This is a genomic window from Gammaproteobacteria bacterium (genome assembly GCA_029880545.1).
In the GTDB taxonomy this organism is placed as follows: Bacteria; Pseudomonadota; Gammaproteobacteria; order Acidiferrobacterales; family SZUA-150; genus JAOUOD01.
This window is the reverse complement of the sequence record JAOUOD010000009.1, coordinates 52,821-78,708: the sequence shown is the minus strand read 5'-3', so window position 1 is coordinate 78,708 and position 25,888 is coordinate 52,821. Positions and strand designations below refer to the sequence as shown.

The window sequence follows — 25,888 nt, the reverse complement described above, 5'->3', positions numbered from 1 at the left end:
TTGATGCTTCCTTTTCTTGTCTTGGAATCCGGTCACCAGAACCGAATTATACGGTTTTCCGGCAGTTGTGCCGACTGTTTTGTCCCTGCTTGTATTTTACTAATCCGGCAAGGGATAATGTTTGCATGGTCAGGAACTTGCTTATTACAGGGACGCTGCTGTTTGCCTCAATAATCCCCGTGTGGGCCTCTGAGTTGATGACAGCGGCCAAGCAAGGGGATGTGGCAGGTCTCGAGCGAATTCTCGATTCAGGGGTCGGGATTAATTCCGTTGATGAAAGCGGATATAGTGCATTAATGTGGTGCGCCAGACGCGGCCGGCTGGAAGCGGCAAAGTTCTTGGTCAACCGCGGCGCAGACGTGTCGTTGCAAAGCAAGAGCGGTTATGACGCACACCGGTTAGCGCTGAATTTCGGCCATCATGATGTCGCCAGTTTCCTGGGGCTGCAACCGGGGGCTACCGGGCAATCCCGTAACCGGTCAGGAAAGAATCGTAACCCGATTTATGCCAACAGACGTCTGAAACCCTGCTCAAGAGAAATTGATATGCCGGAACTGATCGGGATCACCTTGTTTGGCAAACGTTGGCACAGTTTCAGCAAGGTGGATGACCATACGCTGGACGCAGTGTTTTCACCGAGGGGATACGACTACCCGGTTCAGATTATTTACGACAAGGTTAATAACAGCATTACCGTCAAGTACAAAGGCCCGACATATGGAAAGCGCAAGTGGCTGGCAAAGGTTGCGAAACGCCTGGGGCAAGCATACCATGACGCGTGTCAGGAACCGGCTGCGGGAAAAGAGTAATTCAAAAGGGAGGTTTGGATGATTGTTAGCGGGCGAGTTGGTGTTTTGATGCTGTTGGCAACATTTTTGTTTGTTGCCAGTCCGGCGCGTGCGGACAAGACCTATGCTGCAACCTTGAAGGCAGGAGCATTTTCATGGAGAGACCCCGATCAGGAGACTGCCGGAGAAGTTGTAGAATACGAGCCACAATCCGGTATGGTGGTGATGGCGTTTGAACGTCGTCGTCGTCATATTGCGCTTGGCGGGGAGTTATTGCATTTTTCAGGCAAGTGGAAGGCGCGTATGCCAAAGCAGCATCCTGAGGGTGAGCTTGACGTTTCCGCCATTAATTTTGTTGTAAGGAAATATTTTAGCCTGCCGATGGAGTTTGCCCCCTTTGTCGGTATTGGTCTGGGCTGGGCCGATCTTGAAAACAGGTACGGTAGCAGTGCCAATGAAGATACCGAGTCGGTATCCTCCCCGGTGTACCAGGCTAATGTCGGCACTGAATGGCGCTGGGAGGGAATTGGCGTGGTTGCCGAGATCAAGTACCTCAAGATAGACGTCAGTAAAAGCTGGTGGTTTGGCGCTAACATCGGCTTTCCGCAGCCGGAAGGATATGTCGGGCTGGTTGGGCTGAGCTTTATTTTTTAGTATTCACATCCGGTAGCCGGCCATAGCCACGCCGCACCGCGTACACCGGCGCTGTCACCGTGCCGGTTCTTCAGAATTGGCGTTTTGACTTCATCATTGAATATGTAGCGACCGATACCATCCCGACCCTCCGTGTACAGTCGATCAATGTTGGATAGCCCGCCACCAAGAACAATGGCATCGGGATCGAGAATGTTGATGACGGTCGCCATGGATTTGCCGAAGTGATCAAGGAATTGCTGCATGGCTTGTTCGGCTGTTGTGTCGCCGTTTTGTGCCAATGCTGAAACGTTGATGGCATCAGTGGCCTTGTCGCCGCCAAGCCTTCGATAAGTTGCCAATAGCCCGGGGCCGGAGATCAGGGTTTCGACACAACCCTTGCGGCCGCAATAGCAATCCGGACCGCTGTCCAGGACAACGTTATGTCCCCATTCCCCGGCGATATGTTGTGGCCCCGAATGCAACTGCTTGCCAAAGACGATACCGCCACCAACACCGGTGCCCATAATGACACCGAATACCATATTGTGCTGTTTGCCGGCGCCATCCACAGCTTCGCTAAGCGCAAAACAGTTGGCATCATTCTCCATGCGTATCTCACGTCCGAGCATGGCTTCGATATCCTGTTTTAACGGCCTGCCATTCATGCAGGTGGTATTGGAATTCTTGAGCATGCCATTGACGCTGGACAATGCTCCAGGTGTGCCAATGCCAACAGGACAGGCAGTGTTTGCCTTGCTTTCCAGTGAGCGAACCAAATCTATAATGTTGCTGACGATGGCATCGTAGCCTTGTTCGCGTGGGGTGGCGTAGCGCACACGATCAACAATATTGCCCCGCGCATCCATCAGGATGCCTTCGGTCTTGGTGCCGCCAAGGTCAATGCCGATACGCAGACTCATGACAGCAGGCTGACCCAGTGGGTGTACATGGCGTCAGCCAGGCGACGCATGTTGGACAGGTGCTGGCCCATGTTTTCGCGCATGGCGTCACTGCTTTGTACTGATGCAGACGGCCGCGGTAATTCATTGCCAGACGATGCAATCCAGCTTTCAATCAAGCCCGGGGTCATTTCAATGTGACACTGAAGCGCCAGCATCGTGTCCAGGACAAATCCCTGGTTGTGACAATGATTGTTGGTCAGCAATAACTGGCTGCCGGCCGGCAGGTCAAAGGTTTCGCCGTGCCAGTGAAACGCATCAATTTCCCCGGTGCAGGCTCCGAGCCAGGGTGCCGTAACCGGGTTAGGCAGTGTTTGTACGGCGTGCCAGCCAAATTCGGGTACCGGGTTCTTGCGAACCTCGGCGCCCATGGCCTTGGCAATTAATTGGCCGCCCAGGCAGTGACCCAGGACCGGCAACCCGGCGTCATGCGCTTGCCGGATCAGGTCAAGGGCGCGATTGATCCATGGCAGGTTATCGTTAACACTCATGGTGCCGCCCATAAACACAAATCCGGAATAGTCGGCTATACTGGTCGGAAGGGATTCTCCCTGGTCCACGCCTACCAACTGCCACCGGATGCCCCGGTGATCAAGAAAATCAGCGAGGTAGCCAGGGCCTTCATTTTCAACATGGCGGGAAATGAGCACGGGTTTCATGGCGGCAAAGTATAACCAAGCAAACTCTTCAGCACAGCCGAAAATTGTATTGCTCGCCGCGTTCATGGCAGTGCTGCTGTCTATTGCTGCGGATGCGGAACAGGCCGTGAACAAGATCGTGTTGCATGCACTGTTCCAGGGCAAGGCGATTGCGATTATTGATGGCGAGCGCCACGTGCTTGTCGCAGGCAAGCCCGGGCCCGACGGTGTCAGCTTGTTGTCCGTCAACACTGAAAACGAAACGGTGGAGATACTGGTAAACGGAACCCGGCAGACCCTGCACCTTGGTTCCATTTCGCTGGCCCCGGTCAAAACCGAAGATAATGGCGAGAAGACCACCACCTTGTGGGCCGATCCTGATGGACACTTTTATACTATTGGTACCATAAACGGTGTTGCCGTTCGGTTCCTGGTGGATACCGGCGCAACCAGTATTGCCATGAACAGCAAGATTGCCGAGCGTGTCGGTATTGATTACAAAAGCGGAAAGCGCGGCTATGCCAGTACCGCTGGCGGCTATACGCCTATGTATGAAGTGGATATCAAGAAAATAAAAATCGGTGATATTGAACAAAAATACGTTAAAGGCGGCGTCATAGAGGGAAGTCATCCCACGGATGTATTGCTGGGCATGACTTTTCTGAATGGCGTCGAGATGCGCCGTGACGGCAACCGCATGGATTTGATTTATCGGGGTCAGCAGTAGCTTGGGCCGGTTATCCGGACGCCTTCGGCAGGAAAGCGATCCGGCTAGGCGGGCGACTCTTACTCGGCAGCCTTTTTGTCCTTGCTGATCATGGCATAGGCCGAGTGGTTGTGAATGGATTCGAAGTTTTCCGATTCAACGGTGTAGGCGTCAATGCGATCATCGGCATTGAGCCTGGCCGCAACGTCACGCACCATGTCTTCAACAAACTTCGGGTTGTCATAGGCGCGTTCGGTAACGTGCTTTTCATCCGGGCGCTTGAGCAGGCCATACAGTTCGCACGACGCTTCTTTTTCAACCAGGTCGATCATGTCCTCGATCCAGACAAACTTGTTGGTACGAACCGTGACCGTGACATGGGATCGCTGGTTATGGGCGCCGTAGTCGGAAATCTTCTTGGAGCAGGGGCACAGGCTGGTTACCGGCACAACAACCTTGATGGTGGTGGCGCTCTTGTTGCCGTTTATCTCGCCAATCAGGGAAACCTGGTAATCCATCAGGCTCTGCACGCCGGAGACGGGTGCTGACTTGTTGATGAAGTACGGGAAGTTCATTTCGATGTGACCGGTTTCAGCCTCAAGGCGTTCGCGCATTTCGGCGAGCATGTCCTTGAAGGATTTCACCGAAATCTCGGGTTCATGGTTGTTCAGGATTTCCACGAACCGTGACATGTGTGTGCCCTTGAAGTTATGGGGCAGCTCCACGTACATGTTGAAATGGGCGATAGTATGTTGCTCGCCCTGGCTGCGATCGCGCACGCGCACGGGATGGCGAATATCCTTGATGCCGACCTTGTCGATAGGAATATGGCGCGTATCAGGGCTGGCCTGCACATCGGCGATGGTGCAAGTTTCAGCGTTGCCTTTGGCTTGCATGGTGTGTGTTACTCCGGTTGACCCGTCAGCGGGGCGGGTATTGTACTGATAAGTCTTTCCTGACTGAAATACTCGGGTATTACGTTTGGCGCAAGTTTAAGCGGATTCGAGAACCCGGGCAAGTTTGACGGGCGCTGCCCGCAAAATCGCCCGGCGAATGCCGTCTGCGTCCAGACCGCATTCCTTGAGTTGTTCCTCGTGACTGCCGTGTTCGATAAAACGATCAGGCAGGCCCAAGTGCAGGGTTTGTGGTGACAGGCCGAGTTCGGACAGGTATTCGGCAACACCGCTGCCAGCACCTCCCAGTACCGCGTTTTCTTCAACAGTGACCAGCAGTTCGTGGGATTCGGCCAATTTCTGGATCAGGTTTTGATCCAGTGGTTTGATGAAACGCATATTGGCAACCGTAGCGTTGAGCATGTTTCCGGCAGCCAATGACTGCTCCAGGAGCGTACCAAAACTGAGAATGGCCACGCGTTGACCCTGGCGCCGAATCTGCGCGGTTCCGATTTCAATGGACTCGAGCCCGGGTTCGATGGCGACTTCAGGGCCGCTACCACGAGGATAGCGCACCGCGGACGGGCCGTCGTAACGGTAGGCGGCGGTCAGCAGTTGTCGGCATTCATTTTCATCAGCCGGCGCGGCAACCATGATATTAGGCAGCATGCGCAGGAAACCCAAGTCCAGGTTGCCGGTGTGAGTGGCGCCATCGGCGCCGACCAGTCCGGCGCGATCAATGGCCAGCATCACCGGCAGGTTCTGCAGGCAGATATCATGAATAAGCTGGTCATAGGCGCGCTGCAGGAACGTGGAGTAGATCGCCACGACCGGCTTGATATTTTCGCAGGCCAGCCCGGCAGCAAATGTCAGCGCGTGTTGCTCGGCAATACCGACATCAAAGTAGCGATCCGGAAAACGCTCAGAAAACGCCACCATGCCCGAGCCTTCGCGCATGGCCGGGGTAATGGCCACCAGCTTGTCATCGGCCTCGGCCATGTCACATAACCATTCGCCAAAGACCTGGGTGTAGGTTTTGCTGCTCGACTTCTTTTCCATTTTGCCGGTTGACGGGTCAAACGGAGTGACGCCGTGAAAAGCGCAGGGATTGCCTTCGGCTGGCGCGTAGCCCTTGCCTTTGCGTGTAACCACGTGCAGGAAGCGCGGACCTTTCTGGTCGCGCAGGTTTTCGAGTGTCCGGGTCAACGTATGCAGATCGTGGCCGTCAATGGGGCCAAAATAGTTGAAACCCATTTCTTCAAACAGGGTGCCAGGCATGACCATGCCCTTGACGTGTTCCTCAGCGCGCTTTGCCAGTTCCCAGAACGGCGGCACGGTGCTGAGCACGGTTTTGCTGCTTGAGCGCATGCGTGAATAAACTTTGCCGGACAGGATGCGGGTCAGGTAGTTGGACATGGCACCAACATTGGGCGAAATGGACATGTCGTTGTCATTCAGGATGACCAGCAGGTTGGCGTCCATGTCACCGGCGTTATTGAGTGCCTCGTACGCCATGCCTGCAGACAGGGCGCCATCGCCGATTACGGCTACCACGTGACGGTCTTCCTGATTGCGAGCTGCACCGACTGCCATGCCCAGGGCGGCGCCTATGGAGGTGCTGGAATGGCCAACACCAAAGGTGTCGTATTCACTTTCTTCGCGGCGGGGAAAACCGGACAGGCCATCTTTTTGGCGCAGGCTGCCCATGCGACCACGTCGACCGGTGAGAATCTTGTGTGGATAGCTCTGGTGACCCACATCCCAGACCAGTCGATCCTCGGGTGTGTTGAAGACGTAATGCAGGGCAATGGTAAGCTCGACCGTGCCGAGGCCGGCAGACAGGTGGCCACCGGTTCGGGAAACCGACTCAATCAGGAACTGGCGAAGTTCGTCAGCCAACTGGGGCAGCTGGGTCGCGTCCAGCTGGCGCAGATCTTCCGGCAGGTTGACTTGTTCCAGCAATGGAAAGCGTGAGTCTGATTGGTCCATTGGGTCCATGGGCTCCGGGTTACAACATCCGCGAGCCGGTGAATACCGGTCTCTTTTCGGTTATTGCTGGCGATCGAGAATAAAGCGTGCCAGCGCTCTGAGATTTTCCGCATTATCGCCCAAAGATTGCAGGCTGGCGAGTGCTTCTTCAAGCAGTTGCCGGGCCCGGTCCCGGGCGCCTTCCAGTCCGAGCAGCTTGGGATAGGTGCTTTTATTCATGGCCTCGTCGGCACCTGCGGTTTTTCCAAGGGTAGCGGTATCGCCTTCGATATCAAGAATATCGTCAACGATCTGGAAGGCTAATCCGACACACTGACCGTAATATCTGAGATGTTCGAGTACTTTCGGGCGCGATTCTCCAGCAGCCAGGGCGCCCAGTTGAACCGAGGTTTCGATCAGGGCTCCGGTTTTTAGTCGGTGCACGGTTTCCATTTGCGCGAGGGTAAGGGATTTTCCCGTAGCCGCGAGATCCAGCGCCTGGCCACCGGCCATGCCCAGGGAGCCGGCAGCGCGCGCCAGCAACAGGTTCATTTCCAGGCGTTGCTCAGCGCTGGCGGTAAGCCCGGGGTGGTTGGCAACGGATTCAAATGCCAGGCTTTGCAAGCCGTCACCGGCAAGCAAGGCGGTGGCTTCATCAAAAGCCTTGTGGCAAGTCGGTTTGCCGCGACGCAAGTCGTCATCGTCCATGCAAGGCAGATCATCATGAATCAGCGAATATGCATGGATCAGCTCCACAGCGCAGGCCGGGCCATCCAGTGCATCCAGTGATGCACCCAGCGTCTGGCCGGTGGCATACACCAGGGCTGCACGCACTCGCTTGCCGCCACCGAGAGTGCTGTAGCGCATGGCAGTATGCAGCTCAACCGGTTCGGTCTTCGCCGGTGGCAAGAGTGCGTCCAGTGCCGCTTCCGCATGATCAGCATAGCGATGGAGAAAGTCCGGGGCGCCATCCGGGGAATTTGCCTGGGGGGTAGGGTCAGCCAAGATTATTCTTCCGGCAGAAACGGTTCGGTATCGCTGTCTTCGGTCAATTTGACCAGTTTATCTACCTGCTGCTGCGCCTCTTTCAGGCCCTGTTGGCAGGTGCGAGTCAGTTCGACGCCGCGCTGAAAGGAGGCCAATGCCTCCTCCAGGCTTTGGTCGCCGGCTTCCAGCTTTTCCACCAGCAATTCGAGTTCGTTGAGCGCTGATTCGAAGTCAGCAAGACTGGATTTTTTCTTGGCCACGATGATTAATCCGCAGGATAAGTCAGCAATGCAACATAAACCATAGCGGATACCGAGGTCAATACAGGAGTTTTTCCGGGTTAAATTGCAGCCGGTAGTCTGATTGCATGCATATATAATGTTATTTGTTGCGGGCCATGTAAATTCAATACCCGATTTATTTTATGGAGGAAGTTTTGTTTTTGCCTGCTATAGTTATTTTCGAGGAAGGCAGATAGAGGGTGGGGGTAACGAATCTGTAGTTCACCCGCGCACAGGCCAGGTAAAGTCGATAGTCAGGCATTTACCGTTCTGATGGCGGGCACAGTTACAGATGGCAATCGTTGTTTCTATCAATCCTGATTCCAGGGATTTTGCATATTTGCAAGTTGCAAGGAAGGTGGCGCCAAGTCGTGTCAGGGTTACCTGCGTGCTTGTAGGCGAGGGTTGCATCACTTTGATCAGTGATGCGCAGGCAGTAATTTTCAGAGCAAGTAGTTATGCAATCAACAGTTAACAGTTCATCCAGTGTTTCATCTGCAACAGAGGCAGTCGCAACCTGGCCGGTTCAGCTTGCCCAGGGTTTCAGGGACCAGGCGCTCGCCATCGACAAGCTTTTTAACGCGGTAGCCATTGGCCAGGTGGATACGATGCAGGCTGACGGCACCACGGGTCAGCGCCCGGTTGGCAGCGTTGCCCGTCCAGACCTGTTTTTACAGACCTACCTGGATATGCTCCGGGTAATCTATGAACCGGCTCCGCTGGCGCCGTTCTACCTTAATAACAATCCGGAGCTGCTCTCCAGCCGGTTCCCGGAATCTGTATTCGATTTCGGCTATGAAACTTTTGTTTCCAGCCCGGTCGAAAGCTTTAGCGTGTTTTTTGAGGACAGCGTGCTCCCGGTTCTGCAGGCCCAAGGCTATGAGCGTGATACCCTGAAGTCTGCGTTTTTTGCTGTCAGTGTCGGCCAGGGAAGACACAACCTCACCGAAATGACCGAGATATTGTCGACACTGCGTGCGGGACTGTCGGTTAACGAAAACGTGGTTATGCATTCAAGTTTCCGCAAGAAGAAATCAGCTGTCATCCATCGCGAGAACGTTTTTGTCGGAATGGCCAGGGACGAATCACTGGGAGACCGCTGTCGATTATCGGTCTGGCTGTTTTCAGATAAAGCCTGATTGGTTGGGAGGGTAGCTTGATAACGGGAGCCGGAGTCCGGTTCCCGTTTTTTTATGTTTTTGTTTCGGTAAAGGGCTCGACTGTGGCATGGTATGCCCATGGAGCAGTCAATTAATAACAAGTATATAAGCCCTGAGCTTTTCGGCTATCTGGAGCAGGGCGGGCTGGTTATTACAGCCAACCAGAGGCTTGGCCGGTATCTTGAGCTGCATTACAGCCTGAATCAGCAGCGCCGCGGTCTGGATACCTGGCGAAGCCCGGCCATAATGCCGTGGTCCGCATGGCTGGACAGCTTGTGGGAGCAGCTGGTCCTGGTGTCTGATCAACCGAATCCCGGTTTGTTGACCGCGCAACAGGAGCGACAATGCTGGCTTGGCATTGTCCAGAACGATCCGCTCGGCGCCGAATTGATGCAGACCTCGTCACTGGCACAAACCGCGCAACAGGCCTGGAACCTGTGGCGACAATGGCATGTGCCGGACAGGCTGCTGCAATCTTCTGCTGATGCGGGAACGCAAAGATTCATGCAATGGGCCGGAGAGTTTCGTGATCTGTGCAAGCGAAACCACTGGCTCGATAACGCAAGCCTTGTTCAGCACCTGGCTCGACAGCTTGAGCACCTGGTTTGCGCAATTCCGCGAGAACTACGCCTGGCCGGTTTTGATGAAGTCACGCCGGATCAACAGGTATTGCTGGAAGCACTTGAGCAGCAAGGCATCGCCATCAATCCTGTACAACAGGAACCTGTTGAATCGAATCAGCGCAAGGTTTGCCTGGCTGATGCGCGTGAAGAACTACAGGTCGCCGCGCAATGGGCCAGGCAGCAACACGAAGCCGGCGTGCAGCATGTTGCCGTGGTTGTGCCGGATCTTGGTCAGCGTCGTCACGAGGTGGCACGCATATTTGACGATGTGCTGGTTCCGCCCGCAGTAATTCCCGGGACAGCTATCGCCAGTCGCCCTTATACCATTTCAATGGGGAGTTCGCTGGCTGATGTGCCCGTGATCGGGACAGCGCTTGTTTTGTGCCAGAGCATTCAGCGCACGCTCGTTTACGACCATGTCAGTGCCATTTTGCACACGCCGTACATCGCCGGTGGTGAGGCTGAACGAAGCGGGCGTGTCGCGCTGGATATCAGGTTGCGTGACTATAATATAGTCAGCAGCAATATCTTCGGCCTGCGATCTCACCTGAAGAAGATCAATGATGGCGAGAACTGCCCATTATTTGTTGCCCAGCTGGATGCAATGATTGCTTGCGTCGACAAGCTGCCCGCGCGACAGGGGGCTTCGGCATGGGCGCAATCCTTTGTCGAGGTGCTCAATAATTATGGTTGGCCGGGACGTTCGCTGAACAGCGAGGAATACCAGGCTTACGGCCAATGGGATGAGGTCATCAGCGAACTGGCCGGACTCGACCGGTTTACCGAAAGGTTGAGCCTGGCACAGGCGATTGGTTTGTTGCAGCGTATAGCTCGTGAAAAGATTTTTCAGGTCAAGGCACCACCAGCGCCAATTCAATTGCTGGGTGCACTGGAATCAACCGGTATGCGCTTTGATGCTTTATGGATCTGCGGTCTGACTGATGAGGCCTGGCCGCCTGCAGCCAGTCCCAATGCGTTGTTGCCGGTCAGCTTGCAGCGACAATTTGGCTTGCCCCATTCATCCGCGGAACGCGAACATGCTTTCATCAAGACCATGCACGAGCGCCTGGCTGGCAGTGCTGATGAAGTGATTTATAGTTGGCCTGCCATGGATGGTGACAAGGAGCTGGCGCCCAGCCCGTTCATAGCCGGCGTTGAGTGCCATGATGCAGAACAGGTTGTCACCAATAATGAAAGAATCGAGTTGTCCCCGTATGCGCAGCTTGTTTACAGGCGGTCACCGGGGATGGAAGTACTGACTGACGCCGCCAATCCATTGCCAACCAATGTACCGGTGCGCGGCGGTACCGGCTTGTTAAGACTGCAGTCAGCCTGTCCGTTTTCTGCGTTTGCTTCCTACCGGCTGAACATCCGGCCGCTGGAAGAGCCGGCCGCTGGACTGGATCCGCGCCAGCGTGGCAGCCTGGTCCACTCGGTGATGCAGGCGGTCTGGGGCAATATACAATCCCATGAGCGATTATGCGCCATGAATAATCTCTCGACCGATCTGAAGCCGCTGGTTGATCAATGTGTCGATGCATTCATGCAGCAGCAGCCACAGCAGCAGCCGCTTCGATTCGTTGAACTTGAAAAGACACGATTGCTGCAACTTGTCAGCGACTGGCTTGAAGGCGAGAAGCAGCGTACGCCGTTTACCATAGCGGCGCTGGAACAACGCAGCACGGCGATGATTGGCGGCTTGCAGCTGAATACCCAGATAGACCGACTGGATGAAACACTGGAAGGTGTTATTGCTATTGATTACAAGACCGGCGATACGTCAATTCGCAAGTGGCTGGGCGAGCGACCGGAAGAACCGCAATTGCCCCTGTACGTTGAGTTTGATGAGTTGATGAAAGATCGGCGTGTTGCCGGTGTCATGTTTGGCTGCATGAAAAAGGGCGTGGCCAAACAATTTGATGGCATTGTTGTTGAAGGTGTTGAGGCGCCCGGGGCTGCCACCGTTGGCAAGCATCGGTCAATTCGCAAGGGTGAGGAACAGTACGCTTCGTTTGATCTGATTCGCGAGCACTGGCAACAGGTGCTTAACGCCCTGGCGCAATCCTACATGGAAGGTGATGCAGCGGTGGATCCGCGCGATAGCGGGGCCTGTACTTATTGCGGTATGGAATCACTGTGCCGTATCCATGAACTCGACAAGCGCCTTGAGCACAATGGCCGGACAGCAGGAGAAGATGCATGAGCCTGGCCATTGATCAGGATCAGCGCGATCGCGCACTGGATGTTACCGGCTCCTTCATTGTTCAGGCGCCGGCCGGATCAGGTAAAACCGAGTTACTGACGCAGCGCTACTTGTCATTACTTGCCGTGGTCGGCAAGCCGGAAGAAATTATCGCCATCACCTTTACCCGCAAGGCGGCTTCGGAAATGCGTCGACGCATCACCGACGCTTTGCGTCGCAGCGCCGATGATACCGAGCCCGGCGAGCCGCATGAGCACAAGACCTGGTTGCTGGGTCGTGCCGCCCTGGAACAGGACCGGCAACAGCAATGGCAATTGCTGGACCAGCCCAGTCGATTGCGCGTGCTGACGTTTGACGCCTTGTGTGCTTCCCTTGCAAGACAAATGCCGATCCTGTCGCGTTTCGGCGCATCACCGGGAATGGCGGCGGATCCGCAATCGCTGTACGTGCAGGCGGCCCGCCGCACCACCTTGCTGGCGCTCGACAGCGATGACAGCTGGAGTCCATCGGTAGAGCGATTGCTGTTGCACCTGGACAATAATTTCAACAGGGTCGAGGTACTGCTGTCGACCATGCTGGCCCGGCGTGACCAATGGTTGCGTCATCTTGGTGCTGGTCAGAATGCCGAGATCGAGCGCGAAACACTGGAAGCAGTACTGGCACAACTGGTTGGCAGCGAACTGCAACACCTGGTCGAATGCATAGCGGGACGACTGGAGAATCTTCCTGCTATTGCACGAAGAGCTGCAGCGTTATGGCCGGAAGGCAAGCAGGCGCCTGATCGGTTGGGCGATCTTCAGCAGCTACCCGGGGCAGGTCCTGATGACCTGGATACCTGGAAGCAGTTGGCGAATTTGCTGTTGACCAATAGTGACGGCTGGCGCAGCCGCCTCGACAAGAACTGCGGCTTCCCGACGGCAAGCAAGGAACCGGAAAAATCTGAACTGGCGCAGCACAAGGCGGCCATGATGGCGATAATTGATTCCGTTTGCGATGATGATGCCTTGCTTGAAGTATTGGCGCTTGTGCGCAAACTGCCCACCGCCAGGTATACCGATGAACAATGGGCTGTGTTTGAAGCGTTGACAGAAGTATTGCCTGTTGCTGCGGCACAATTGAAGCTTGTTTTTGCCGAAACCGGCGAAGTGGATTTTGTCGAGGTTGCCCAGGCAGCCAATCGCGCCCTGGGTGATGCGGACAATCCCACTGACCTGGCCTTGTCGCTGGATTACCGCATCAGTCATTTGCTGGTGGACGAGTTCCAGGATACATCAGTCAGCCAATACCAGTTATTAAACCAGTTGACTGCGGGTTGGCAGGCAGGTGACGGGCGTACCCTGTTTGTGGTTGGTGATCCCATGCAATCCATCTACCGCTTCCGCGAAGCGCAGGTGGGTTTGTACCTGCGTGCCCGGCGCGAAGGAGTGGGCGAGGTTCTTCTGGAAAACGTTCAGCTCACACAAAACTTTCGATCGTGTATACCGGTAATTGAGTGGGTGAACAGCAGTTTCGCCCGAATCTTCCCGCAACAGGAAGACCAGGCTGTCGGCGCGGTCACCTATGCGCCGTCGCAAAGCCGCAAGGCGAATGATGACTCATCCGTTACCGTGCACCCGTTTGTTGATATGGACCGCAAGGCCGAGGCGCAACGGGTACTGGATGTGATCAGGCAAACGAGACAGGCGAATGCCGACGCAAGCATCGCAATCCTGGTGCGCAGTCGCAGTCACCTGGTGGATATTGTTGCCGCCCTGCGTCATGCCGGCCTCGGTTATCGTGCTGTCGATATTGACAGTCTTGCCGAACGTCAGGTTATCCAGGATGTGGTTGCGTTGGCGCGCGCGCTAATGCATCGTGGTGACAGGCTGGCGTGGTTATCGGTGCTGCGTGCGCCCTGGTGTGGCCTGGAGCATGCTGACCTGTTAAGGCTTGCTGATGATCGCCATGCGTTGATTTACTCGCGCCTGCATGATGAACAGGCCATTGCTTCGCTGGGCGAGGATGGTCGTCAGCGAGTACTGCGGGTGTTGCCAATACTGGATGCAGCGCTTGCCGATGTTGGCCGCCGAAGCTGGCGACGATTGATTGAAGGTACGTGGTTGGCACTGGCTGGTCCGGCCTGTGTCTACGTGCAAAGCGATTTGCATGATGTATCGGTACTGCTTGATCGTATCGAGCATCTTGAACAGGCAGGTGAACTGCATGATCCACTCAGGCTGGAAGCGTTAATCCAGGACCTGTACGCAGCACCCGACAGCGATGGCGATGCCCGGTTGCAGCTCATGACTATACACAAGTCGAAAGGGTTACAGTTCGATACTGTAATCATTCCCGGGCTCGGTCGGACATCGCGCGCTGATGACAAGGCCTTGTTGTTGTGGTCAGAAATTCCGGTTACGCATAACCGCAACGCCCTGTTACTGGCACCGGTACATGGTACCGGCGAAAATGAAGACGCGATATACCAGTACCTGAAACAACTGGAAGCCAGGCGCAATATTAACGAAGCCACGCGTTTGCTTTACGTCGCGGTAACGCGGGCAAAGAGCCATGTGCATCTGCTCGGTCATGTAAAGCCAAAATCTGACGGCAATGGAGACCTGGAGCCTGGCACGCCGCCATCCACATCACTGTTAGCCATACTCTGGCCCGTAGTGCAGGATATTTATGACGATGCCTTTGGTGATTACGTGCAGCCGGAACAGCAAGATGATGCGGGTTACCGCTCGGCGCAAGGCGTTGATCGCTTGCCACTGTCCTGGAGCGCTCCTGGCGCACCGGCATCCATGTTATGGCAGGGTATTGATGATATCGCCAGGGATGAGCAAGCAGTTGAATACGAGTGGGCTGGCCAGGCAGCGCGATATGTGGGCACCGTGGTGCACAGGGTGTTGCAGCACATGGCTGAAGAGGGTGCTGAAGGCTGGAGTGAACAGCGTATTCGGCAGGCGCAGGGCCGTTACCGATGCTTGCTCGAGCGCCTGGGACTCGGTGCTGGCGACCTGGATCGGGCCGTTGAACGCGTCATTGATGCGCTTGTGAAAACATTGCGTGACAGCAAGGGTCGCTGGCTACTGCAGGCGCATGAACAGGCGCAGTGTGAATATCGCCTGACCACCATACAGCAGGGCAGGATCAGCAATCGCATCATTGACAGAACCTTTATAGATGAAGATGGCGTGCGCTGGATTATTGATTACAAGGCCAGCAGTCACAGTGGTGGCGGCCTGGACGAGTTTCTTGATCGCGAGGTGGATCGCTACCGGGAACAGCTGGACGACTATGCCCGAATCATGAAGCAGCTCGAAGATCGACCAGTAAAACTGGCGCTGTATTTTCCGTTATTGCAGGCGTGGCGTGAGTGGCAATGACGTGCGTATTTTGTCATATCCGTGTGATTTGCCGATGACAAGCATTCCGGTAACCGTATCGCAATAAAGACTCGAGAGCAGTTTTTGTTATAATCAAACCGGCCTCTCCGGGAAACAGGACCTGGATTCATGAGCGCAATAGTCACAGAAGAAGGGTTATCCGTTCAGTCACTGCTGGACCCGGCCATATATGATCCGCCTGTCTCACATTGTCAATTGATTGAAACCCATATATCGCAGGTGATTCTTGCCGGTGATTATGTCTATAAAATCAAGAAGCCGGTCAACCTGGGATTTCTCGATTTCTCCACGCTGGATAAGCGTCGCTTCTATTGCGAAGAAGAATTGCGCCTGAATAAACGCATGGCGCCATCGCTATACCTGTCTGTAGTTCCCGTAATTCCGGATTCTGAAGGCCTGCGCTGGGGTGGCGAGAGCGATTATGACAACGCTGTTGACTACGCCGTGAAGATGAAGGCATTTCCCCAGGAAAACCAGCTCGACCGGATGCTGGCCCGGGGCGAATTGAACGGCGGACATATTGATGAGCTGGCAAAAGTAGTGGCGCAGTTTCATCTTCATGCGCCACGGAATGGTGCGGGCGCTTCATATGGTGACGCCGATCATGTCTGGCAACCTGTAGAGGAAAACTTCAGGCAAATCACCGAGCGGGTAGCCGGGGAAAAAATACTTTCTGATCTTCGCGTTCTTGAGCAATGGAGCAAGGAAGCGTTTGACAGGCTGCGACCACTGCTTGAGCAGCGCAAGCGCGATGGCTTTATACGTGAATGTCACGGCGATATGCATCTTCGCAATATCGCATGGCTGGATGGGGAGCCGCTGGTATTTGATTGTATCGAATTCAGTGCTGATCTTCGCTGGATAGATGTTATCAGCGACATTGCTTTCCTGGTTATGGATTTGCAGGACAGGAAGCAATCACGGCTGGCGCAACGATTCCTGAATGCCTGGCTCGAATGGACCGGGGATTACGATGGTCTCCAGCTGTTAAGATTTTACCTGGTCTACCGGGCGCTGGTGCGTGCCAAGGTAGACGCCATTCGTTGGCACCAGCCTGGAATCAGCAAAAACGAGGCACTTGAGGCCAGGCAGGATTTCCTGGAGTACATACGCCTTGCATTGCGCTATACCAGTCCGGAACAGCCTGTTCTGGTGATAGCTCACGGCGTGTCTGCATCAGGCAAGAGCACGGTCACGAGACCATTGCTGGAACAGCTCGGTGCAATACGCATACGTTCCGACGTGGAACGCAAACGAATGTTTGGGTTGTATCCCGGGCGAACCGGGCCGTCGGTCAGTACTGAAAAGTTATATTCCATTGAAGCATCGGAAAAGACATACGCAAGGTTACTGCGACTGGCCGGGGTAGCACTCAAAGCGGGGTACGCAGTGATTGTTGATGCAGTATTCCTGCATTATCACGAACGCGAAATGTTTCATCGATTGGCCTGCAACTGCAATGTACGGTTCGTGATCCTGGAGTTCAGCGCCAGCGAAGAAACCTTGCGCCGGAGAATCGCGAGCAGGGAGCCCGGTGTATCCGACGCAGATTTACCGGTACTGGAGATGCAGCTCGGCATGTGGCGGCCGCTCAAGGAACCCGAGCAGTGCTTTGCTATTGAAGTGAACACGGAACGAGTTGTTGATCCGACCCTGTTGGCGCAACGTATCAGGACATGACAGGAGTCATGTTATGAAGGCTCTTTTATATCAGCGATATGGCGGACCGGAAGTATTGAGGGTGGTGGAGCTGGAGCGGCCGGTTCCCGCCAGGGATCAGTTGCTTGTAAAGGTTCATGCCACAACCGTCAACCGAACCGACAATGCCACCATCAGGGCCATTCCATTCCTGGCGCGACTGGTTACCGGGCTGATTCGCCCGCGCTGGCCGATACCGGGAAGCGAATTCGCCGGGGTTGTCGAAGCAACCGGGGAAGCGGTATCCGGATTTGAAATTGGCGACAGGGTATACGGGTTCCAGGATTTGGGCGCAGGCGCACATGCAGAGTACCTGGTGGTAAAGGCGGACTACGCAGTGCGTATGCCTGACAGTATATCGTTTGCCCAGGCTGCCGCCGGTTCGGAAGGTTTGCATTACGCCTGGAATTCAACCAGGAAGCTGTATTCCCGGGCATCGACAAGCGCGTTGGTGTACGGGGCTTCCGGCGCAATAGGATCTGCGGCAGTGCAGTTGCTCAAGTTTCGCGGGTTGGCGGTAACCGCCGTATGCTCGACCCGGCATACCGGCTTGCTCAGAACGCTGGGCGCCGACAAGGTGGTTGACTATACAAAACAGGACTTCGCCAATGAAGTCTTTGAGCACGATTCACAACGATATGACCTGGTGTTCGACGCGGTGGGCAAGGCATCGTTCTTCAGATGTTATCGTTTGCTCAGGCGCGGCGGCATATACGTTTCTTCCGACCTGGGATTTATGGCACAAAACATTTTTTTGCCGATAATCACCCCATTGATCAGGTTTGTCCTCGGCGGCCGTTATGCCGTGTCACCGTTCCCGACAGATATTCCATACAGCCTGGCGTTGAGAAATCGAATGATAGAAGCCGGGTCATGGCAACCGGTTATTGATCGACAATATCGTTTTGATGAAATTATTGAAGCCTATCGATACGTGGCGGAGGAGCACAAGACGGGAAATGTGGTGATAAACCTGGACAGTGAATCATAGCAGCCGGGTGACCGACACCAGGCAAAAAGGAAAATGTATGCCTTACGTAAATATCAGGATTACAAACGAAGCCGTTACCCGTGAAAAGAAACAACAGCTGATCCATGGGGTCACGCAACTGCTCCAGGATGTGCTGGGGAAAAATCCGGAGACCACCGTGGTTATCATTGACGAGGTGGAAACCGATAACTGGGGCATAGCCGGTGAAACAGTTACTGAAAGGCGCAAGCGCGGGTTGTAACCGCGACTGATCCGCGTATTTTTCCGGGATACCGGACCAAGGTTGCACGGTGTCAAATATTCATTTCGACGTTGATCCAGGTCAATAACGATTTTGCCGAATTTACTCAATATGATGCCGTGTCCACATCCGCCGGAGTTGATCATGGATAAAGGCAAGCTGGGTGAAGAGGCTTATCGCAAGGCATTTGAGTACGAATTGCAATTCGGTTGCTGTCCTCAATGCGTGTTGACGACCATCAAGGAGACTGTCGGCCACGTTACCGATGAAACCATCAAGGCCAGTCATGGCCTGTCTGGCGGCGGCGGCCTGATGGGCCAGGGCGCATGTGGCGCACTGACCGGTGGCTTGCTGGCACTGAGTTGCAAGCGTGGACGTGACCGGGACAAGTTCGACAAAGGCCGGTTTATTGGCAACTTCCAGGCTGGCAGAAAACTGGTGGAGAAGTTCCAGCAGGAGTTCGGCGGTATCACCTGCGAGGAGCTGCAAAAGCAGTTTACCGGCAGAACCTATGACATGTGGGATACGGAACAGTACCAGCAGTTTGACCGGGACAGAAAAAATCAATGCGCCAATGCAACCGGTATGGTCACGCGCTGGGTTGTAGAGATGATGGCCTGACGCCTTTTGCCTGAAACCATGCAGGCCTCGCCGGGTTTACCCGCATGGTTTCTTGTTTAATGCCTTGTCGGGCTGCCTGGGTTTCCATGTCTTTGTCATTGGCGGTCCAGGTAAACCACCGCCTCGGTGGCCGGTAGCCACGCAACCGATTTTATGTTACTCATGGCCCCTCTGGTTGTGCGCTGGCAAATTCCATTAAATTGATTTATCCATGCTCGGGAGGGTGGGTGGAACCCGTTATATCCATCAAAAATCTCAACAAGACCTATGCGTCAGGATTGCACGCGCTGAAGGATATCAATCTTGATATTCGTCGCGGCGAGATTTTTGCCTTGCTGGGTCCCAACGGAGCCGGCAAAACCACCTTGATCAGCACCATTTGCGGTATTGTCACGCCGACATCAGGTACCGTGGAAGTGGACGGTTTTGATACCGGAACTCATTCCCGGGAAGCCAGGTTTCGAATTGGCCTGGTGCCCCAGGAGTTGCCGGTTGCCACCTTCGAAAGCGTATTGCCCACCATTCGTTTCAGCCGTGGCCTGTTCGGCCATGCGCCGGATGAGTCATACATTGAAAAGGTTTTGCGTGACCTGTCGTTGTGGGACAAGCGCGACTCCAGGATCATGTCCTTGTCGGGCGGCATGCGCCGCCGGGTCATGATCGCCAAGGCGCTGTCGCATGAACCCGAGGTGCTGTTCCTGGATGAGCCCACAGCCGGTGTTGACGTAGAGCTGCGCCATGATATGTGGCAGATGGTTCGGCGCCTGCGCGACAGTGGCGTTACGATAATCCTGACCACTCATTATATTGATGAGGCAGAGGATATGGCGGACCGGATCGGTATCATTAACAACGGTGAGATCAGCGTTGTTGAGGACAAGAGTGTATTGATGAACAAGCTGGGCAAGAAACAGCTCACCATATCCCTGCAACAGCCATTGTCAGACTTGCCCCCGGGATTTGACGACTATACGCTGGAATTGTCGGAGTCCGGCGACCAGATCAGCTATACGTTTGATGTACACAAGGATCACACGGGCATCCCGCAGTTGTTGCGCAAGCTGGAGCAGGCCGGTATCGACATCAGGGATTTGCATTCCAGCCAGAGCTCGCTGGAAGATATTTTTGTCGGCCTGCTGAGAGACAAGAAATGAACGTGCACGCCATACGGGCAATTTATATTCATGAAATGGCGCGCATGTGGCGCACCCTGGGTCAAAGCGTGGCGTCACCAATCCTGATGACTTCGCTGTATTTCATCGTGTTTGGTTCGGCAATAGGTTCACGTATGGGCGAGATTGGCGGAGTCAGCTATGGCCAGTTCATCATTCCCGGGTTGTTGATGCTGTCTTTGCTTGGCGAGAGTGTCGGTAATGCGGGTTACGGAATCTACTTTCCCAAGTTTTCAGGGGGCATATATGAAATTCTGTCTGCGCCGGTATCGTTTGTTGAGCTGGTGATCGGCTATGTTGGCGCGGCGACATCCAAGTCCATTATCCTTGGTGTGTTGATCCTGCTTACGGCCAGGATGTTTGTTGATTATGAAATTTTGCATCCGTTGTGGATGATCAGTTTCCTGGTGCTGATGTCGGCAAGTTTCAGCCTGTTTGGTTTCCTTGTTGGTCTGTGGGCCGATGATTTCCAGAAGCTTGGCCTGATACCGATGATGGTGGTTACACCGCTAACGTTTCTGGGTGGTGCATTTTATTCTATCAACATGCTGCCACCATTCTGGCAACAGGTTACCTTGTTTAACCCGGTGGTCTACCTGATGAGTGGTTTCCGCTGGAGTTTTTACGGTGTTGCCGATATTGCAGTAGGTATCAGCCTGGCCATGGTTATGGTTTTCATGATGCTGTGCCTGGCAGCCGTATGGTGGGTGTTCAAGACCGGTTACAAATTGCGTCAGTAGATCGCGCATGTCAATTATTGGCAAGTCGGAGACAAACATGACTGCTTCGATAGAAACCGAGAGACTGATTTTGCGGCAATGGAAGCCGTCGGACTACAAGCCGTTTGCCCGGATGAATGCTGATCCCGAGGCAACAGAATTTGACCCGGTTGTATTTACCGAGCCGGAGAGCAACCGGACTGCCGACAGTGTCGCCGCCATGATTGACCAGCGGGGCTGGGGCTTCTGGGCGCTGGAAGAAAAAACCTCCGGACAGTTTGCCGGGCTAACGGGATTGTTTGAGCCGACACCGGATCTGCCATTTGCACCCTGCGTAGGTGTGGGCTGGCGCCTGGCGCGACCGTTCTGGGGCAAGGGGTACGCGACAGAAGCGGCGCGGGCATCTGTACAATACGGGTTTGAAAAGCTCGCGCTTGATTTCATCGTGGCTTTCACCATGGAGACCAATGAACGCTCGCGCAGCGTGATGGAGCGCATTGGCATGCGTGATGCGCAACAGAATTTCCTGTTCCCGGGTCAGCCGGCTGACAGTCCGTATAGTCGATACGTGTTGTACCGCATCACTCACGCAGACTGGATGCACCAACATGACAGCGCCAGGCATGAATGACAGATAAAAGTACTGAAGAGATCGACGTATGACAAATCCGTTACACGAAACCCGAACCAGCATCGCTGTGTACATTCTGCTGATCCTGGCGGCTATTGTACTGGTTCCCGGTGTCGGCGTGGTAGTCGCACTGGTTATTGTGTCGGTTTTGCTCGCCGCTAATCGCAAGCAAGGTATCTTCAGGTCTATCGGCTTTGTTCGGCCGGAGAGCTGGACTCGCGCGCTTGCAGCGGGGCTGGTTTTTGGGCTGATCATCCAGTTATTGGCCTACCTGGTATTCGATCCCCTGTTTGAGAAACTCACCGGTGACCGTATCGACCTGTCCAGTCTTGACGGGGTGCGCGGAAACTTCCGTGGTTACGTGGTGTTGATGCTCCTTGGCTGGGGCTTTGGCGGTTTTGCCGAAGAAATCATCTTTCGCGGCTACCTGATTACACGCCTGAAAATGTTGTTTGGTGATTCGCGACGCAGCCTGGCGGTAATATTATTGATCACGTCGGCACCCTTCGGATTGGCCCATATGTACCAGGGTTTGTCCGGAGTGCTCAGCACAGGTCTCCTGGCCATGTTTTTCGGTCTCATGTTTATTCGGTCAGGATATAATTTGTGGTATTCCATATTCACCCACGGTTTCGTCAATACCCTTGGTATTACCCTGATCTACCTGGACCTGGATCAATCCTTGACCGGTCCCTGGTAGGCGGCAGTTCGGCCGGCTGAATTGTCGGGCTGCCTGTAAAACAATTGCCGGTCTTTTTCCGCGCAGCCTGATCACATACACTCGCCTCATGTCCACTATCGTCATTGCCAGTCTTAACGCGCGTTATATTCATGCCTCCCTGGGTGCGCGTTACCTGTTGGCCAACATGGCCGAGTTACGTGATGAAACCCGCTTGATCGAGCATGATATCAACACTTCGCTGGCGGATGTTGCCGAGGGTCTTTTGCGTGACAAGCCGCGGATTATCGGCCTGGGTGTGTATGTCTGGAATGCCAGCGAGGCGCGTGAACTGGTGCAGATTATCAAGACCGTATCACCGGAAACTGTCGTTGTCCTGGGCGGGCCGGAAGTCAGTTACGAGATCGATGACCAGGAAATATGCAAACTGGCGGACTACGTGATTCCGGGGCAGGGTGACCTGGCGTTTGCGGGTTTATGCAGGTTGATACTGAAAGGGGATTTGCCGCAAGACAAGGTGTATCGTCCCTCTGCGTTTTCGCTTTCAGATATTGCCCTGCCATATGATGAGTATACCGGCGAAGATATTGCCCGTCGCGTGATCTATGTCGAAGCATCGCGTGGCTGTCCGTTTCGCTGTGAGTTCTGTTTGTCATCACTGGACAAGACCGTCTATCCATTTGACCTGGACCGGTTTCTGGGTGAGATACAGAAGCTCTATGATCGCGGTGTTCGCAGCTTCAAGTTTATTGATCGCACCTTTAACCTGAAGACGGCCACCAGTATCCGTATTATGGAATTCTTCCTGGACAAGATGCGTGAAGAACCTGTGTACGTGCATTTCGAACTGGTACCAGACAAGCTGCCAGATGAATTGAAGGCCGTAATCAGCCGGTTCCCGGAACACAGTATCCAGTTTGAAATCGGCATCCAGAGTTTCAATCCTGACGTGCAGGCATTGATCAGCCGCAAGCAGGATAACAAGAAGTCAGAAGCCAATCTCCGCTGGATACGAAATGAAACCAATGCCCATATTCATGCGGATCTGATTGTCGGCTTGCCGGGAGAGGATGTCACCAGTCTTGCCAACGGCTTTAACCGGCTGGTGGCGCTGAACCCGCACGAGATCCAGGTGGGTGTGCTGAAACGACTGCGTGGCACGCCGATTATTCGTCATACCCGGGATTTTGGCATGCGTTACAGCCCGCTGGCGCCTTATACGATTTTGAGCAATGAACTGATTGATTTTGCAACCATGCAAAGGCTCAAGCGGTTTGCCCGGTACTGGGACATGATCGGCAACTCCGGCAGGTTTAAACACAGCCGGACATTGTTGCTCGGCAGCAATCCTTTTGAACGGTTTCTTGATTTTTCCGATTGGCTGCATGCCCGGTGCGGACGCACCCATGGCATTGCGTTGGAGCGGTTGTTCGGTTTTGTCTACCAGGCGATGACCGGGAATTTCGGTATCGCGCCTGCTGAGGCCGAAGCGGTATTGATGCAGGACTACCTGGCATCCGGCTTGCGATCAGAACCACGCTTTATGTACGACATGGCCCACAAACATGAACATTCAAATGACGTGGGCAAGCGCCCGACAGAAACTCGCCAGCGACGCCACTCCTGAGTGTGAATATGGATAACTCTGTTGAGCTTGAATTCAAACTGGCCGTCACCGCGACTGCGGACCAGGTGCTTGCCGAACTGTCCGGTGCGAACACCATCGCCGGTTGCAGTGTCGGCGGCGCGCAAACAAAAATCCTGGAAGACCGGTATTTTGATTCGACAGATGGTTGCCTCGGCAAGGCGGGGATTGCCTTGCGTATACGCGTTGAATCGGGCCAGGCATCGGTGGCCATCAAGGCAGATGAACGTATTGCTGATAACGGTCTTGTCGAACGGTTCGAATGGGAGCGGCGTTGGCAGTCAAACACCGGGACTGAACTGGCAAAAGCCCTATCCCGACTGGGTAGCGAGATTAACATCGCAGGAAATGGCAATCATGATCCGTTGGCATTCATGAGCGATGCCGGTTTCATTGTGCTGCAACACCGAAAAACAGAGCGCATCGTACGGCACCTGCAATGCGATGCTGCCATGTCATCCATGGAGCTGGCACTGGATCGAACCTGGTACCAGGTTAATGGCAAACCGGACCGGCGTATAGAGCACTGTGAACTGGAGCTTGAGATTGACAGTATCGACCGCGACATTGCGGCCGCAGTGATCAGGAAGTTGACATGGCAGTATCCGGGATTGCGCGCCTGGCGCCATAACAAGCTGGTCACCGGACTGGCATTGCCCCGATTTCTGGTCGATGCCACTCCAAATGAATCAATCGGTCGATTAAGCGATCAGCAATATGAGCAGCTTGATCGCTTTATCAACAACACTATGCAACGTTAAACTGCGATGCCTACTTCCAGGGCTTCAAACCAGTCCAGGAAATGTTTGACGTCATCACCCTTGAAGATGCGGCCATGTTGTGGCGCCATGAAGTCAATATCAAGCTGGCGTACGCGACTGACCCAGTCGTTCTTGGCGCGATTGGAAGGCATCCAGCGCTGGTGGAACATTTTCATCTTGCCAACATGTTCGTCAAAGTCCTCGACAAACAGCGGCGCATTGGATGCTTCCAGTGCTGCGCCGACGTCACCACTCATCAATACCTTGGCCTTGGGATCGTAAACATGGTAGTTGCCCGAAGCATGAAGGTAGTGGGCCGGAATGAACTGGAGCTCCACCGATCCGAAACTGATGCTGCTGCCCTCATCGGGAATGGCGGCGTATTCGATATGTTCCATACCGAAGTGGCGCAAAAATCCTTCCCATAACCAGGGTGCATGCAATTTTGCGTGTGGCAATGCCTGGTCCCAGAGGCCGAGCGACGAAATGATGTCGGGGTCCTGGTGTGAGGCGAACACGTCGGTAATCTGGTCAACCCGGGCATGATGCAGGATCGCGCCAAGCATGGGCGCAAACACCTCGATACCGCCTGGATCCATGAGCAGGGCGTTGTTGCCGGCAACGACCATGTATTGATTGGTATCGATAATTTGTTCCTGGCGTTCCGGGTCGCGCCCGAATGCATACCATTTGTGCCCGTGGTCATAAAATAAGGTTGATTTCATTTATCGCTCCGTGAAAAGTTAAACGTGTTTGTGAGCCAGCTCTTCAACACGATTAAGATGCTTGTAACTGTCGGTTACCTTTTCCTTGATAAAAATGGCGGCCTTGTCCAGGTCATCTGCCACGACTTGCAGCTTGGCACGGTATTCCTGGGCATCCGAGGTGACAATACGCGATACCGATGCTATGGAGCGGGCCGACAACATCGTTTCGTTCATGGATTCGAGCAATCGCATCAGGTGATTGAGATCTTTCTTGAAGCGCGACGATGTTTCCAGCATGGTGGTTTGCACGCCCTGCAGGGACTCGTACATGGACTCGATATGCCGGGCATCCTGGTACCGGGTTTTGACCGAGCTAAAGCGTCGATAGGCGTCGTAGCTGCGTTGTTCGGTTACCGCGAGCCGGGATAACTGCAGTGCCTTGCGATTGATTTCGTCGACCCCCTGGATGGCGGTTTGTGAAATTTCATCAATAAAGTTAGTGATGGGTTGAAACCCCAGGCCTTTTTCACCGGCCTGTGCCGAGATCACCTTGGCATTTTTTGCCGCCAGCGAAACGCCCTGGGCCACTGTCATGACTGCGTGTAATTCAGCGGCGATGCTTGCCAGTGAGACCAGTTCGTTCGAGTGTTGTACTGTTGTCATGGTTTGATTACGCGTATTTGGGCAAGGGTTATATCGACTGTTTTGGCGCAAACCTTATGCGCCGGACGACGAAACAGCGCCCGCCGGATAACGCGATGCGGCCAAATAAGATACTGATTTGGCCAG

At 54.4% G+C, this 25,888-nt stretch carries 24 protein-coding genes; 16 read left to right on the top strand and 8 right to left on the bottom strand.

Going from position 1 to position 25,888, the window contains the following annotated elements:
• The first annotated feature begins 197 nt into the window (after positions 1-197).
• The gene (locus OEZ10_11250) at positions 198-809 is read left to right on the top strand and encodes an ankyrin repeat domain-containing protein (protein MDH5633557.1); all 612 of its coding nucleotides are present in this window, start codon (positions 198-200) and stop codon (positions 807-809) included.
• A gap of 18 nt (positions 810-827) precedes the next feature.
• On the top strand, positions 828-1,442 hold the full coding sequence (locus OEZ10_11245) for a hypothetical protein (GenBank protein MDH5633556.1): 615 nt from the start codon (positions 828-830) through the stop codon (positions 1,440-1,442).
• Here the strand turns inward: OEZ10_11245 and OEZ10_11240 are convergent.
• Together OEZ10_11240 and OEZ10_11235 are read right to left on the bottom strand one after the other, a co-directional pair.
• Complete coding sequence (locus OEZ10_11240) at positions 1,439-2,344, bottom strand: ROK family protein (GenBank protein ID MDH5633555.1); 906 nt, start codon at positions 2,342-2,344, stop codon at positions 1,439-1,441. The genes OEZ10_11245 and OEZ10_11240 overlap by 4 nt on opposite strands.
• Positions 2,341-3,042, bottom strand: coding sequence for a type 1 glutamine amidotransferase (locus tag OEZ10_11235; protein ID MDH5633554.1), 702 nt, complete (start codon positions 3,040-3,042; stop codon positions 2,341-2,343). The genes OEZ10_11240 and OEZ10_11235 overlap by 4 nt, the downstream gene beginning before the upstream one ends.
• Between OEZ10_11235 and OEZ10_11230 the strand changes: the two genes are divergently transcribed.
• Complete coding sequence (locus tag OEZ10_11230) at positions 3,041-3,748, top strand: TIGR02281 family clan AA aspartic protease (GenBank protein ID MDH5633553.1); 708 nt, start codon at positions 3,041-3,043, stop codon at positions 3,746-3,748. The genes OEZ10_11235 and OEZ10_11230 overlap by 2 nt on opposite strands.
• 59 nt (positions 3,749-3,807) lie before the next feature.
• On the opposite strand, the gene folE2 is transcribed toward OEZ10_11230, so the two are convergent.
• The 4 genes from folE2 to OEZ10_11210 form a co-directional block, all read right to left on the bottom strand.
• Positions 3,808-4,623, bottom strand: a complete 816-nt coding sequence (gene folE2, locus OEZ10_11225) for a GTP cyclohydrolase FolE2 (GenBank protein MDH5633552.1) — start codon at positions 4,621-4,623, stop codon at positions 3,808-3,810.
• Between the two features lie 96 nt (positions 4,624-4,719).
• Positions 4,720-6,609: a 1-deoxy-D-xylulose-5-phosphate synthase gene (dxs, locus tag OEZ10_11220; GenBank protein ID MDH5633551.1), complete on the bottom strand. Its 1,890-nt coding sequence runs from the start codon at positions 6,607-6,609 to the stop codon at positions 4,720-4,722.
• Between the two features lie 60 nt (positions 6,610-6,669).
• Positions 6,670-7,593, bottom strand: a complete 924-nt coding sequence (gene ispA / locus OEZ10_11215) for a (2E,6E)-farnesyl diphosphate synthase (protein ID MDH5633550.1) — start codon at positions 7,591-7,593, stop codon at positions 6,670-6,672.
• A 2-nt stretch (positions 7,594-7,595) separates the two neighbouring features.
• A complete protein-coding gene (locus OEZ10_11210) occupies positions 7,596-7,835 on the bottom strand; it encodes an exodeoxyribonuclease VII small subunit (GenBank protein MDH5633549.1) in 240 nt (79 codons plus the stop codon).
• Positions 7,836-8,314: 479 nt separating this feature from the next.
• Between OEZ10_11210 and OEZ10_11205 the strand changes: the two genes are divergently transcribed.
• The 13 genes from OEZ10_11205 (at position 8,315) to OEZ10_11145 (ending at position 24,392) form a co-directional block, all read left to right on the top strand.
• Positions 8,315-8,995 carry a hypothetical protein gene (locus tag OEZ10_11205; protein ID MDH5633548.1) on the top strand — a complete coding sequence of 227 codons (681 nt, stop codon included), beginning with the start codon at positions 8,315-8,317 and terminating at the stop codon, positions 8,993-8,995.
• A gap of 99 nt (positions 8,996-9,094) precedes the next feature.
• Positions 9,095-11,842 (top strand): PD-(D/E)XK nuclease family protein, encoded by a 2,748-nt coding sequence (locus OEZ10_11200; protein ID MDH5633547.1) that lies wholly within the window; start codon positions 9,095-9,097, stop codon positions 11,840-11,842.
• Complete coding sequence (locus tag OEZ10_11195) at positions 11,839-15,213, top strand: UvrD-helicase domain-containing protein (GenBank protein ID MDH5633546.1); 3,375 nt, start codon at positions 11,839-11,841, stop codon at positions 15,211-15,213. Before OEZ10_11200 ends, OEZ10_11195 begins: the two co-directional genes overlap by 4 nt.
• A gap of 129 nt (positions 15,214-15,342) precedes the next feature.
• Positions 15,343-16,914: an AAA family ATPase gene (locus OEZ10_11190; protein MDH5633545.1), complete on the top strand. Its 1,572-nt coding sequence runs from the start codon at positions 15,343-15,345 to the stop codon at positions 16,912-16,914.
• A 13-nt stretch (positions 16,915-16,927) separates the two neighbouring features.
• The gene (locus OEZ10_11185) at positions 16,928-17,923 is read left to right on the top strand and encodes an NAD(P)-dependent alcohol dehydrogenase (GenBank protein MDH5633544.1); all 996 of its coding nucleotides are present in this window, start codon (positions 16,928-16,930) and stop codon (positions 17,921-17,923) included.
• Between the two features lie 37 nt (positions 17,924-17,960).
• Positions 17,961-18,164, top strand: coding sequence for a 4-oxalocrotonate tautomerase family protein (locus tag OEZ10_11180; GenBank protein MDH5633543.1), 204 nt, complete (start codon positions 17,961-17,963; stop codon positions 18,162-18,164).
• A gap of 144 nt (positions 18,165-18,308) precedes the next feature.
• Positions 18,309-18,785, top strand: coding sequence for a C-GCAxxG-C-C family protein (locus OEZ10_11175; GenBank protein ID MDH5633542.1), 477 nt, complete (start codon positions 18,309-18,311; stop codon positions 18,783-18,785).
• A 227-nt stretch (positions 18,786-19,012) separates the two neighbouring features.
• The gene (locus tag OEZ10_11170) at positions 19,013-19,939 is read left to right on the top strand and encodes an ABC transporter ATP-binding protein (protein ID MDH5633541.1); all 927 of its coding nucleotides are present in this window, start codon (positions 19,013-19,015) and stop codon (positions 19,937-19,939) included.
• Complete coding sequence (locus tag OEZ10_11165) at positions 19,936-20,697, top strand: ABC transporter permease (protein ID MDH5633540.1); 762 nt, start codon at positions 19,936-19,938, stop codon at positions 20,695-20,697. The genes OEZ10_11170 and OEZ10_11165 overlap by 4 nt, the downstream gene beginning before the upstream one ends.
• 37 nt (positions 20,698-20,734) lie before the next feature.
• A complete protein-coding gene (locus OEZ10_11160) occupies positions 20,735-21,307 on the top strand; it encodes a GNAT family N-acetyltransferase (protein ID MDH5633539.1) in 573 nt (190 codons plus the stop codon).
• Positions 21,308-21,335: 28 nt separating this feature from the next.
• The gene (locus OEZ10_11155; GenBank protein MDH5633538.1) at positions 21,336-22,007 is read left to right on the top strand and encodes a CPBP family glutamic-type intramembrane protease; all 672 of its coding nucleotides are present in this window, start codon (positions 21,336-21,338) and stop codon (positions 22,005-22,007) included.
• An 88-nt stretch (positions 22,008-22,095) separates the two neighbouring features.
• Positions 22,096-23,613: a B12-binding domain-containing radical SAM protein gene (locus tag OEZ10_11150; protein MDH5633537.1), complete on the top strand. Its 1,518-nt coding sequence runs from the start codon at positions 22,096-22,098 to the stop codon at positions 23,611-23,613.
• An 8-nt stretch (positions 23,614-23,621) separates the two neighbouring features.
• Complete coding sequence (locus OEZ10_11145; protein MDH5633536.1) at positions 23,622-24,392, top strand: CYTH domain-containing protein; 771 nt, start codon at positions 23,622-23,624, stop codon at positions 24,390-24,392.
• On the opposite strand, the gene OEZ10_11140 is transcribed toward OEZ10_11145, so the two are convergent.
• Both OEZ10_11140 and OEZ10_11135 read right to left on the bottom strand, forming a co-directional pair.
• The gene (locus OEZ10_11140; GenBank protein ID MDH5633535.1) at positions 24,389-25,117 is read right to left on the bottom strand and encodes an FprA family A-type flavoprotein; all 729 of its coding nucleotides are present in this window, start codon (positions 25,115-25,117) and stop codon (positions 24,389-24,391) included. The two genes, OEZ10_11145 and OEZ10_11140, sit on opposite strands and share 4 nt — an antisense overlap.
• Positions 25,118-25,135: 18 nt before the next feature.
• Positions 25,136-25,762, bottom strand: a complete 627-nt coding sequence (locus OEZ10_11135; protein ID MDH5633534.1) for a chemotaxis protein — start codon at positions 25,760-25,762, stop codon at positions 25,136-25,138.
• Positions 25,763-25,888: the final 126 nt, after the last annotated feature.

Coding starts and splice junctions, on each gene's coding strand:
- OEZ10_11250 (MDH5633557.1), top strand. CDS start 198: ATGACAGCGGCCAAGCAAGGGGATGTGGCAGGTCTCGAGCGAATTCTC.
- OEZ10_11245 (MDH5633556.1), top strand. CDS start 828: ATGATTGTTAGCGGGCGAGTTGGTGTTTTGATGCTGTTGGCAACATTT.
- OEZ10_11240 (MDH5633555.1), bottom strand. CDS start 2,344: ATGAGTCTGCGTATCGGCATTGACCTTGGCGGCACCAAGACCGAAGGC.
- OEZ10_11230 (MDH5633553.1), top strand. CDS start 3,041: ATGGCGGCAAAGTATAACCAAGCAAACTCTTCAGCACAGCCGAAAATT.
- OEZ10_11235 (MDH5633554.1), bottom strand. CDS start 3,042: ATGAAACCCGTGCTCATTTCCCGCCATGTTGAAAATGAAGGCCCTGGC.
- folE2 (MDH5633552.1), bottom strand. CDS start 4,623: ATGCAAGCCAAAGGCAACGCTGAAACTTGCACCATCGCCGATGTGCAG.
- dxs (MDH5633551.1), bottom strand. CDS start 6,609: ATGGACCAATCAGACTCACGCTTTCCATTGCTGGAACAAGTCAACCTG.
- OEZ10_11205 (MDH5633548.1), top strand. CDS start 8,315: ATGCAATCAACAGTTAACAGTTCATCCAGTGTTTCATCTGCAACAGAG.
- OEZ10_11200 (MDH5633547.1), top strand. CDS start 9,095: ATGGAGCAGTCAATTAATAACAAGTATATAAGCCCTGAGCTTTTCGGC.
- OEZ10_11195 (MDH5633546.1), top strand. CDS start 11,839: ATGAGCCTGGCCATTGATCAGGATCAGCGCGATCGCGCACTGGATGTT.
- OEZ10_11190 (MDH5633545.1), top strand. CDS start 15,343: ATGAGCGCAATAGTCACAGAAGAAGGGTTATCCGTTCAGTCACTGCTG.
- OEZ10_11185 (MDH5633544.1), top strand. CDS start 16,928: ATGAAGGCTCTTTTATATCAGCGATATGGCGGACCGGAAGTATTGAGG.
- OEZ10_11180 (MDH5633543.1), top strand. CDS start 17,961: ATGCCTTACGTAAATATCAGGATTACAAACGAAGCCGTTACCCGTGAA.
- OEZ10_11175 (MDH5633542.1), top strand. CDS start 18,309: ATGGATAAAGGCAAGCTGGGTGAAGAGGCTTATCGCAAGGCATTTGAG.
- OEZ10_11165 (MDH5633540.1), top strand. CDS start 19,936: ATGAACGTGCACGCCATACGGGCAATTTATATTCATGAAATGGCGCGC.
- OEZ10_11160 (MDH5633539.1), top strand. CDS start 20,735: ATGACTGCTTCGATAGAAACCGAGAGACTGATTTTGCGGCAATGGAAG.
- OEZ10_11155 (MDH5633538.1), top strand. CDS start 21,336: ATGACAAATCCGTTACACGAAACCCGAACCAGCATCGCTGTGTACATT.
- OEZ10_11150 (MDH5633537.1), top strand. CDS start 22,096: ATGTCCACTATCGTCATTGCCAGTCTTAACGCGCGTTATATTCATGCC.
- OEZ10_11145 (MDH5633536.1), top strand. CDS start 23,622: ATGGATAACTCTGTTGAGCTTGAATTCAAACTGGCCGTCACCGCGACT.
- OEZ10_11140 (MDH5633535.1), bottom strand. CDS start 25,117: ATGAAATCAACCTTATTTTATGACCACGGGCACAAATGGTATGCATTC.
- OEZ10_11135 (MDH5633534.1), bottom strand. CDS start 25,762: ATGACAACAGTACAACACTCGAACGAACTGGTCTCACTGGCAAGCATC.